This is a genomic window from Thiohalomonas denitrificans, assembly GCF_016841685.1.
GTDB classification, from domain to species: domain Bacteria; phylum Pseudomonadota; class Gammaproteobacteria; order Thiohalomonadales; family Thiohalomonadaceae; genus Thiohalomonas; species Thiohalomonas denitrificans_A.
The window spans coordinates 51,279-61,821 of record NZ_JAENYR010000014.1 but is presented as its reverse complement, the minus strand read 5'-3'; the positions used below and the strand labels follow the sequence as shown (position 1 = coordinate 61,821).

Annotated in this window: 10 protein-coding genes and 1 riboswitch; all 10 genes read right to left on the bottom strand. The window is 60.0% G+C overall.

Annotated features, from left to right (window positions below; genetic code table 11):
* Nucleotides 1-138: 138 nt before the first annotated feature.
* Complete coding sequence (locus Q7L05_RS04880; RefSeq protein ID WP_303902783.1) at nucleotides 139-1,515, bottom strand: type II toxin-antitoxin system HipA family toxin; 1,377 nt, start codon at nucleotides 1,513-1,515, stop codon at nucleotides 139-141.
* Nucleotides 1,515-1,778, bottom strand: a complete 264-nt coding sequence (locus tag Q7L05_RS04875) for a hypothetical protein (protein WP_303902780.1) — start codon at nucleotides 1,776-1,778, stop codon at nucleotides 1,515-1,517. Before Q7L05_RS04875 ends, Q7L05_RS04880 begins: the two co-directional genes overlap by 1 nt.
* 124 nt (nucleotides 1,779-1,902) lie before the next feature.
* On the bottom strand, nucleotides 1,903-3,171 hold the full coding sequence (locus tag Q7L05_RS04870) for an aminotransferase class V-fold PLP-dependent enzyme (protein WP_303902777.1): 1,269 nt from the start codon (nucleotides 3,169-3,171) through the stop codon (nucleotides 1,903-1,905).
* 255 nt (nucleotides 3,172-3,426) lie between these two features.
* A riboswitch (cyclic di-GMP riboswitch) is annotated at nucleotides 3,427-3,528 on the top strand.
* A complete protein-coding gene (locus Q7L05_RS04865; protein ID WP_303902775.1) occupies nucleotides 3,499-4,056 on the bottom strand; it encodes a hypothetical protein in 558 nt (185 codons plus the stop codon). (Overlaps the previous riboswitch by 30 nt.)
* A complete protein-coding gene (locus Q7L05_RS04860) occupies nucleotides 4,053-4,382 on the bottom strand; it encodes a c-type cytochrome (RefSeq protein ID WP_303902797.1) in 330 nt (109 codons plus the stop codon). The genes Q7L05_RS04865 and Q7L05_RS04860 overlap by 4 nt, the downstream gene beginning before the upstream one ends.
* Before the next feature lie 2 nt (nucleotides 4,383-4,384).
* Complete coding sequence (locus Q7L05_RS04855) at nucleotides 4,385-6,043, bottom strand: hypothetical protein (RefSeq protein WP_303902772.1); 1,659 nt, start codon at nucleotides 6,041-6,043, stop codon at nucleotides 4,385-4,387.
* 14 nt (nucleotides 6,044-6,057) lie between these two features.
* Nucleotides 6,058-6,645: a hypothetical protein gene (locus tag Q7L05_RS04850; RefSeq protein WP_303902769.1), complete on the bottom strand. Its 588-nt coding sequence runs from the start codon at nucleotides 6,643-6,645 to the stop codon at nucleotides 6,058-6,060.
* A gap of 14 nt (nucleotides 6,646-6,659) precedes the next feature.
* Nucleotides 6,660-7,394 (bottom strand): cytochrome c biogenesis protein CcsA, encoded by a 735-nt coding sequence (gene ccsA, locus Q7L05_RS04845; RefSeq protein ID WP_303902766.1) that lies wholly within the window; start codon nucleotides 7,392-7,394, stop codon nucleotides 6,660-6,662.
* The gene (locus Q7L05_RS04840) at nucleotides 7,388-8,551 is read right to left on the bottom strand and encodes a cytochrome c biogenesis protein ResB (protein WP_303902763.1); all 1,164 of its coding nucleotides are present in this window, start codon (nucleotides 8,549-8,551) and stop codon (nucleotides 7,388-7,390) included. Before Q7L05_RS04840 ends, ccsA begins: the two co-directional genes overlap by 7 nt.
* Nucleotides 8,548-10,542: a cytochrome c3 family protein gene (locus Q7L05_RS04835; RefSeq protein ID WP_303902760.1), complete on the bottom strand. Its 1,995-nt coding sequence runs from the start codon at nucleotides 10,540-10,542 to the stop codon at nucleotides 8,548-8,550. The genes Q7L05_RS04840 and Q7L05_RS04835 overlap by 4 nt, the downstream gene beginning before the upstream one ends.
* Nucleotide 10,543: the final 1 nt, after the last annotated feature.

Here is a 10,543-nt window from a genome sequence, read left to right as displayed (position 1 = left end):
TGACGGCTAAGAGTTCGTCATCGATTCGGGGCCGCGCAGCGGCGGGTACGGCTCGTAATGACAGCGGGGGGTCATCAGGAGAGCCGCCCATGGAATCACCCCCGTTCATTATCCCGCCAGTGTGTCAAGCGCACCGGATCAGCCACCAGACAGTGCGGTTCGGAGGTTATCCCGTTCCCGTTGGACGGTAGTAACCAGTCGGTGCCGGCGCTCTTCCGGTACGGCGTTCAGGCCCTGCACCCGCTCCGCATAATCATCGGTCACCTCAAGCGACCACCTGAGCACCTCGCCGGCCTGCTTCCGGGTCAGCCCGTACTTCGTTCCCAGCTCGACCAGATTCTCACCGAAGCCCCCGATTGCGTCGTCGAAATCGAGAGGTACTGCCAGCCGGACATCATGTTGCGGCCACGCCCGCATCGGAGCCGGATCATAGACCGGGGATAGCCGGACCTCTTCCGGTCCGCCTAAAAAGGAGAGATTCTGCAGGTGCATATCGCCGTTGCCGGTACACACCGCCATACACAAGCGCCGGTACATCTCCCGTTGCACCGCTCGCACGTCCATATTCACTACGGAGGCGAGTTTCTCCAGCCATACACCGACTTCGGCCAGATCGGTATCCTGATTGGAGTTAAAATCCCTGCGCCCGGTGGCGAACACCGAAAACAGGCTCTCCATGGGGATCGGGAGCCCTTCGGCAGTGAAGTCGAAGCGCTCGACGGCCAGTAACTCCAGGCCATCCAGTGTGGCCCGCCAAGACCTCGGCACATCGAAGCCAACCTCCCGGTGGAGTTCGAGGCACAGGGCTTCGAGTTCGGCGACGCCCCGGTACTCCGAGGGCTCGATCTTGAGCACCACCTCGACGAAGCGCCGCCCCTCCACTTCCGGAGTACCGGGTCGGGCGAATGTGCCATCCCACTCCGGCGCGTCCGGTATGGCCACCAGCAGTTTGGGGATCATGCCGCCGGCGGACGGCGTGGGCCCCAGTAGTTCGGCCACCGCCTCGGCATCCATGAGTTCCACATCAAGGGCGACATCGTCCCGAATGGCCTTCCAGAACCTGGAGCGATTCCCGGGCGTCGGCGCCATGATCGCAGCGCGCGTGTAGGAGGCTTCGGCTGTCCGGTCATCGCGGAACAGGTCGAGGTGGCCGATACCGTCGTGGCCTGTGAGTAGCAACAACTCCCAATCCATCTCGAACCCGGTGGCCGGTGGATTGGGTCGCTTCTCCAGGATGCGTGAGTAGATACGGCGCTGGATATTGCGCCGCCCTTCTCCGGGAATCAGCGCCATCAGGCGGGGATGGAGCGGCATGGCGTCCCGGGCCTGGAATATGACGGGGTTGCGGCCGTAGAGGCGCTGCGAGGAAAGGAGTGCCAGGCCGGCTGCAGCGGGCCCGAGCTCAAGATACTCCTCGGTATAGCTGAATCGGGTCTCCCGGGGCGTCACCACCAGGTCTCCCATCTTGACCGGGCCTTCCGGTCGGCGCGTCCAGATGACGGCGTGATAATCCATCAGAAGAAGTCCCCTCGCTGCAGTGACTCGAGTGCGTCGCTGTCCGGAACGGCAGCGATGCGCAGCCCGGCAACCTGGGCAAGCCTGGTTACCAGGCCGAAATCACCATTGCCGCGGGTCTTCATGCGCGAAAGGGTCTCCGGCGCCGCACCGGCCCGTAACGCCAGTTCGCTCTCGTCGATCCCGCGCTCAGCTGCCGCCTGGAGGATCTGGCGCAGGACGCGCTGGAAGGTTTCGGGTTCGGCGAATGAGCGACGTGGCATGACTATTTAATCAATTGGTAGAGGAATTATCAGAAATATTGCTACCAAATGACTAATTAGTCAACTCGCATGCCGTGGGCGTTCCATGAAAGCAAGAGGCGACAGCTTTGGAGCGTGGACTTGCTCAGGCCCGTTTTGCTATCGCACCAATGGCAGCCAACGTCCGGTCCACCTCTTCGGGGGTGTTGAAAAGTCCCGGAGTCACCCGTGCCGAGGATGGCTTATAGGGCGTTTCACTGGCCACGAAATTCCGCTCCAGCAAGGCTTCCACTACCTGTTCCGGTCTCATGCCTTCGATATCGAAACAGGTGATGCCGGATGCAAGATCGGCCTTCATTGGGGTGTGCAGTCGGACCTGCGGGATCGTTGACAGGCCTTCGCGCATTTGGCGGTTGAGTTCGTGGATGCGCGCAGCGATGGCATCGCGACCAATGTTCTCCTGGAATCGGAATGCGGCCGGCAGTGCCCATTGGTGCTCGAAGGGTTTGAACCCGCCGGGGGTCATGTGACCGCCCCAGGTTCCGTCAGGGGTAAACGTCGGAATGGTGATGTCCACCTCTGCGGTTCGCTCCGGCCGGCCCCAGATGATCCCCGTACCCCTGGGTCCGAACAGCCATTTATGGGCGCCTGCGGCAAAAAAATCGCAGCCGAGATCGCTCACCTGGAAATCCTCCACACCGAAACCGTGCACACCATCGAGAACCAACAGGACCCGGTCGGTCTCATCCCGACCACGATTGATCACTGCTAACTCATCGGCAATTTTCCGAACCGGCAGCTTCAGCCCTGTCTTCGAGTGCACCCAGGTCAGACCGAGCACCCGTGTTTCGGGACGCACTTCAGTAACCAGTCTGTCGACGATGCGCTCTGCACTCACTGCGGAGGCTTCCGCGGACGGCATCGGCACGATGCGAAGGGATGCGCCTGTGCGGCGGCTCGTATATCGCAGGGCCTGCTGGGTCGCGTAGTAGTCTTCTTCGGTGGTGAACAGCTCCTGATCGGACCGAACCCGAATACCGTTGTAGATTTGGGATAGTCCCATCGTGGTGCTGTCCGTCAGCGCCACCTCCTGGTACCGGGCACCGATGAAGCGTGCAGCGGCCCGGCGCGCCCGGCGCTCCAGATCCCAGCGATTTTCCATAGCATAGAGGGCGGGATTTTCGTCCAGAGCGGTTCGATATTCGCGGATGGCGTTATGAACAGGCTCCGGGTGGGACGTCAGAAGCAGGCCAACCATATTGACGTAAGTCGGATCAAGCCGGAACTGGGCCCGGATGGTCTCCCAGTCACCATCCACTATTTCAGCCCCTGCTGCCCTGCGGTAACCGTCAAGTTCCGGTAAGGCAGCAGCGATTGTTGCGGCTGCGAGGAAATCGCGACGCCTGAGTGGCATGGTACTTCCTTTTCCGTTTCCTGCCCGTGAAGTATAGCGGGCACTTCTATAAATTCGTCATTCCCGCGAAAGCGGGAATCCAGCCGTTGATTTTACTGGGCTCCCGCTTTCGCGGGAGTGACGAAAAATAGTAAGAGGTTCCCTAGCCACTCCTTTTGCCGAGCCGTCGGCCTGAAGCTCGATTCAGGTAATACTTTGAAGCTCGTCCGTATTCCCACGGATGGTGGCTGCTGAAATGCCGCCTATTTACGGTAAGCCTGTTAAAAGCAACCTTGTCGAAAGGCAAGGGCGCAAAGCCACCGGCCTAAGGGATGCGTCCTTCCGGGACTAACTTCCTAAGGCAGCGGGGCTGCCAGGCTTTCTCTTTTCTTCAGGTCGCAACGGCTTCTGATTGCCTGGAAAATGACTTTTTTGCGTCCCACCATTTTTGCACCGGGGGCTGACCAAGCGCTTTAGTGCCTCAGTCACGCGATCCCGATCAGCGGCTCGCAGGTACTTCAGATTTAAAACGCGTTCACCCATTGAGCCGAGTTCCAGTATCAGTCTTCCGCGTGGTTGTGGGTCAACGGCGGTAAGCTGGCCCGGACCGACTGCCAGAAAGTTGGGTCGACCAAAACGCAGTCGCTCGAGAAGTGTAATTTTGTTTTCCGTAATCGTCGCGATAGGGATGCGGAACAGGTTGACCACCCATGAAAGGGCAAACAGAAGCCACACGGCAGCGATGAAAGTAGCCAAGTGGAGGCTGTTACTGAAATAGAACCAGGTGGCGCGCAGCAGTAGTAGCGACAATACAATCCATATCAGCCTTCGGATGGGGCTGGCGTAGAGATGAATGTCTGTACCTTGGCTCATGTCAAAAGGTCCACCGGTCTCGCCTTTTTTCAACGCGTGAATTCATCGCGCATATAGTCCAGGACTTCATAAAGATCCCGATCGTCAATCATCTGCGAAGGGCACGCTCCCGACTTGTACCTGCTCCCGGAGGAACGGAAGTCATCGCGGATGTGGCGGAGCAATTCTTCGTCTGATTTATTCAGGACATGCCATTCCTCTCGAAAATCGACCGCCATTCCGTCGTTCCCGCGGCCATCGGAGCCATGACACATGGCGCACCGTTGTTGATAAATACGGGAGCCGCGGTCCGTATCTCCTCCAAACGCCAGGGCCTGGGCGGAAAACAGATAACTCGCGATCGCAATCAACAGAGTCATTTTCACGGAGTATCACCCTCCTCGTTTGTGGTCTTATTTGTCTGGTAGGGTGTTTTGATGCCTGTTTGGTTAACCAGCACGGGGGCGCCGCCGTAAACATCTCCTCCAAAGCGAATACCCGGAACAGTGTCTCCATCCTGGTCGATTACGTGCGAAATGAATGTCTGGATACGGTCCCTCCGATCCTTTTCATTTTCCAGTTTCAGCAATTCGGCGACAAGCCCGTTGATTTCCCTGTCGATGAGGCTTTCAGGGCTTTCCGGCTCGCCGCTCTCCGGACCCTCTGCCTGCAACAGACCGGCTGTTATGAGTACGGTTTCCAGGTAATGAGCAGCGTCGATATTTGCTAAAAGTCCGGTCCCCTCTGTTCGTCGCAACAGGCCGAGGATGGTCCCGAAGAGATAACCGTCATAGGAGGACATCTTGAACCCGACTGCCGAGCGATAGAGACCGGCAGATTCGACCCAGAGCGGCTCTTCCATGGCGGCGTGGAGGTGCCTGGCCGACTCGAGATAGCCCTCCTCGCCCAACACCCCTGCCGCCTCGACGAGCACCATCATGGCTGCCATCTGTTCGCTTAGCGTCGTGATACTCCCTCGCCATGGTGCGCCTGTCGGAATGAACCATCCGCGGGGTGCCAGTTGGCCTTCAGGCAGTGACCTTCGAACAAATTCGGCTTGTTGACGCAGGACGCGGCGGGCCTCTGCGGCAAGCTCCCCTTTATCGGTACTGGCGAGGTTACCCAATGCCTCCGCTGCCAGTCCCAAATCCTCGATGAGAATGCGATCGCCTCTTCCGCTTTCGGGATCGAAAACCCCGACGAGCGCCCCGGTGTCGGGATCCCGGTGCTTTTCAACGATACCCCGAAACAACGTGGCAACGGCATTGTCCACTGTTGTCCGCAGACGCCCTATATCCGCTATTTCCGTTTGCAGGGCACCCGGAGCATCGAGAAGCTTCTTTGTCTCCAGAAGGCCGATCAATAATGAAGCCTGTGAACGGAGCCGGCTGACGTGTTTCCTGACACGCCACTGCCCCGCTTCCCACGCCACCTCCTCCGGCACCAGAGTGTGAGCGGTCCGGCTGATGAAGGGGGGGGTGGTAACGATCCCGAGTTCACCTAGCAGGGAGTGCAAAATCTCATCGGAACCTTCGTCTCCCACCGTCCGCAACCACAACGCCTTGGCCGCCAGCGACTGTCCGATACCCGCTGCGCCCGTCTGTCGTTTCATGTTGAGCTGGTTCCAATGCTTCGTTTCCGGATGATTATCCGTTAGGGGGCGTGTGTAGCGTGGCAGGCTATAGTCGAAAACAACCGAGATCGCTCCCCCGTTCTCCATAGGAACGCCAACCCCCGAATCGCGGTAGACGGCACGAAGTCCCATGGAAACGATGGCCTGCAGCTCTTCGGCTTGTGAGATCGGCATGCCCGGCTGTTCGGACCAGCGAAGCAGCTCGGTGTAGGCGCGCATTGCGTGGATAGGCGAAAAATAGAGATCGATATGGTACTTGTTCGTACCGTTGGGATCGGCCCCCCGCAGCTTTGAATAAAGCTGCCGCTTCAGATCGTCAACCGCACCCTTATTCTCTGCAGCCGAGGAATTGAGAGCGGGAACCGCAAACATCAGCACCGCGGACAGGAAAATATTGAAGGCCTTCATGAAGCTCCCCCCTTTTACCGTTTCTTCGGATCGGCCGGCTCGGCTTCGAGTAGTTCGACCTGTACCCAATGGCTGGCGAATGTGTTGAACTGGGGGTAATCGCGAAACACCCAGCCTTCGTTGATGATCTGTCCGTCCCTCGACAGTGCAACGAGTACCGCAGGATTGGCCAGTTCGTTTGAGCTGCTGGTGATCTGCTCGTTATCACTCATATAAGACGGGAGAAACGAGTGGGCACGAAGGTTCAGGCCGCCTATCGCATGTTCCAGGTCTTCCCCAAGTTCGGCACGGACTTCGCTGCGCTCGCCCTCTTTGTCGGTAAGCGCCAGATGAACGGCCGACCATTCGCCGCGTACCGAATCGGGAACCACAACCGGTGGGCCCTGGCGCGGCATGGCAACCTCCTCGATATCGGCCGTTGGCGAACCAGGTTCGACGGAGAGCTCGGGAATGGAGGGATGGTCGCTCGGCAGTTGTTCATTGCCGGTGATGACCTTGACCGGTTTGGACTGAGATGCCGGTGCCGCCGGCTGGTCCGTATCACCACAACCGGCCAACGCCGCGAGGGCGATCAAAACAGTTAACGGTTTTAGACGAAACATCCCGAAGATTCTCCTCATTGAAACAGGTAGCTGCCGTGGAGACTGTGCATCATCAGTAGCAACCCGTAGGTTGTAAAAAGCAGCAGGCCATACGGCACCAGCGTCCAGCGCAGGGTACGAGGTCTGCGTTGCAGGTGTATAACCACCGCATACGCCAGCAGTGTGGCCAATGCCCAACTTTCGACGGGGTCCCAGGCCCAAAACCGGCCCCATGCCAGGCTTGCCCAGTAGGAGCCGGCCGCCACCATGGCCGACCAGAGCCAGAGGCTCCAGAGCAGTAGCCATCGCCCCAGTTGTTCGACCGCCTCGTTGCGCAGAATGGTGACCGAAGCGGTCAGAGTGGCTACGGCTACTGCCAGACTGTTCAGCTGCGCATGGATCAGGAGCCATTCGGTCTGCAATGCCGGTCCGAGAGGAAAGGTCTGTCGGCTATAGCTGAGTGCGGCGAGTGTCAGGAGGCCGGAGAAGATCAGGCCGAGGGCAGCCGGCCGGCGCAACTGCGACCAGCGCCACTGCAGGAGAAGGTAGAGCAGTACGGTGACCAGTGCATCGACCGTGAAATCCTCATAGCGACTGACAATGGGCAACTGCCCGCTCTCGACCCAGCGCCCCACGATGAGTCCGAGATGTATCAGGGCCGCGACACCTGTCAGCCCTATAGCCCACCGGAAGCCACGCTTTGAGAGCAAGCTCCCGGCCGCGACCAGATACGCCCCGCCGCAGAATACCTGAAGCGTTGTGCCTAACATCGGATTACCTCACCCGAGCCCGGTTTCCCGGTGTGGGCCGCGCCTATCGAGGGCCTCGCTGCGACCGGTAGCCTTCGGCCACTCTCGGACGCCGTGCAGCGATATGGCAGCGTCAGGTGAAGGAGAAAACCGGCGAGGGTCAACAGGATCCCGACAAAAACCACGCCCTGTCCGCTATCCCTCGCCAGGTAGAATCCCATCCACGGTGCAATGCCGCGAAACCGCAGCCGGTAGGGACCGAGGTCGACCTCTTCGCCCGGACGCAGTTGCTCATCGAGCCCCTCCCTGCCTTGTAGTGAAAACCGGGGTTGTTCCGGACCGGAGAGCGTCATGCGGAGAAACTTCGGTGGAGAATCCGACAGTTCCAGGCGCTTTTGGCGGGCGAATTCCCAGCTTTTTCCCCAATCGGAACGCCCGGCCTTGAAATTCACCAGCATCAGCCGGTGTCCGCTATCCGGCAGTAGCCGATCGAGGATGGCGGTGTAGCCGAAAGAGTTGTTGGGAAAGAGCCGGTACCCATCCAGCTCCAGGGGCTGGTTGGCTCGGACCTCTGCCCGACGGGGTGAGTGGGCACCGATTTCGTAGGTGAAGGCGGCCTTCATTTCCCGAATCCGGCCCTCTTCATCCACTGCGATGTCCGTGTCGTCGAGGCGCACCCGGGCGGGAAACGATCCGAGGTTTCCGCGGGCGATGACCAGCTTGTCTGGATCCCCGGCATAGACTTCCTCCCGGGTCAGTTCCAGGTGCGCGCCGAAACCCTCGGTTGCACTCCACCAGCCGCCAGCGATAACCACCAGGAGCCCAAAATGCAGCAGCGGCAGACCGCTCAAGCGCACCAGGAGCGTAGCCGGTCGGCGCGCGGCGGCGTTTCGTGAGATACTCCAGCGCGAATGGAGGCACAACCCGGTCCCGATAGCGAGATTGGCGAACAGCAATGCCATCAGTGCCGTAAACCACATGGAACCGAAGATGTCCGACAGGCGCAGGCTGTCCAGCCAGCTGGAGGCGGCGCTCCACTCCGTCTCCCAACCCTGCCGCTCCTGGGGAGAGAGCCTGGCGGACTGGGGCAGTGTTCCTCCCAGCACAGCGGCCAGTCCGGTCGCTCCCAACAGGATTGCGGCCAGGCGGTGCGACCCTGCCAGCTTCAGGTACCTCACCAACTGCAGCTCCCCACACCCGTGACTCCACTGGTGCCAGCATCGCTGGCGCTATGGCAATCGCTTTTTTGCCAGTTGCCGCTTTCGATGGCATCCAGATCGATGCCGGAGTTGAGGCCGTAAATCGTACTGCCGTTGATCTCATGGCGGTAATGAGCGTTGTACGGTTCCGGGTCCGGTGTGCCGGTGCCGTATACCAGGAAGGCGCGCCGCTTCCAGCCGTGGGGGACGGCCGCATGACAGGCCAGACATGGCATATCGCGCACGGCGATGTGCTTGTTGTGCAGGTTCTTCCTCTGGAATTGGCTGCGTCCACTGAAGCCTGTCTGATCTTCCGACCCGGGGCTATAGCTGCCGCCACCGTACACCTGCTGATCGTGACACTTGAAACAGAGGTGGTTTTCGGTGCCCGTCATGCCGGTAGTGAAGTCGTAGGGCGCCCAGAGGATGGGCCAGACGTCAGAGCCGTGCGGTCCCTTGAGACCGTCCACTGCCTGACTGTCCGAGTGGCACTCGGCACAGGTCATTTGACTGGCGGGCGTCATGCCGTTGATCAGGGCACCCGAGTAGTCGACGCCATCGAAGGCGATAAAATCGTTCTTTCCCTGAGCGACCACCGGGTGATAGGACTTGTTGTTGGGATTGAACTCCTTGGCCTGGTCGGTCAGCTTGCCGTCACCTCCGATCTCGTTGTAGGGATCCAGGGGCGGGCTCAGGCCGAACGCATAATAGGAGTGGCACTTCAGGCACAACTGATACTGATACTGAATGTCATCGACTTCCGTATAGGTGGTCACATCCGTCCAAAGGCCGGGCCAACCGGGTTCGACGCCCCAGCTCCCTTTCAGTACATTGGACGCCAGATTGTTCGTGCCACCGAGATCGCCGACGTTGGGCGAGGTGCCCGCGGAGACCGCATGGGGGTTGTGACAGTCGGGGCACTCGGCATGGCGGTTGGCAAGGTTGGCGGCATCCTCGCGAATGGTCCCCGGACCCACCCGCTCTGTTGTATGGCGCCCGTCATAGGCCGGGTCCTTCACGGGATGAACGTACATTTTGTTCAAAGCGGTATCGATGTCCTTGGAACCCTGCGCGACGCTGCCGTTGTGGCAAGTCAGGCAGACACCCGCCTCTCCGTCATGTTTGAGCAGCAGGCGACCGCCACCCCCGCTATGGGGTTTATGGCAGCTCTCACAGCCATTCGCCTTGGGCGTGGAGTCCGGATCGTTAGGCAGGTTGTGGCCCGGAATATGCCACGGATTGGTGCCGGTCCCGTCCCACTGGTTGGTGGATTCCCGGTGTGACATATCGGCTACCGAGGACCAGTACGACTTGTCGTGGCAGGTGCGGCAGAGCGGCGAGCCATAGCCTGCTGCGTCTGTAAAGTCGGCGCGCAGGAATTTGGGGTAGGTATCGCTGTGTGGGTCGTGGCAGCTGGAGCACTGCAATTCGCCATTGTGGTCTGGCTGGATATCGCCGGAAAGAACGGATGGGGCCACCAGTTCGGTATTGTTGATCGCCAATGTGTCGTCGTAGACGAAAGAGATCGGATGGTCGTCGCTGAGATCCGTGTCCAGACTGTTTTCACCGGCCAGGGTCGACTCCAGGCCGCTGATCACCCCGGCACCACTCCCCTCGCTGAACGGCAGGTCATGCACACTGCCGATGGCCACCGTGCCGTCGTGACAGGAGAGACAGAGTTTGCTGGTTCCCGTTGGCTGCCCGGGGTTGGCCACCAGAGTGGTGCTGGTGTAGGGCGTGTACGTGGCGCCCGATTCGGTGTGATTCCAGAGCGGGGTGTCGGGCTGCGCATTATGGGGCGTATGGCAGAATACACAGAGCTGCTGTTCGCTCGTGGCGGTGTAGGAACTTTCCGTGCCGCCGGCGGAGAGATTGTGTTTGGTGTTGGCGATTCCCGCCACGGCATTGCCGGCGAGTGCCGTCAGAAGCGGCACGAACAGGAGCTTGCAGACAATCGACGTTGCTCTCATG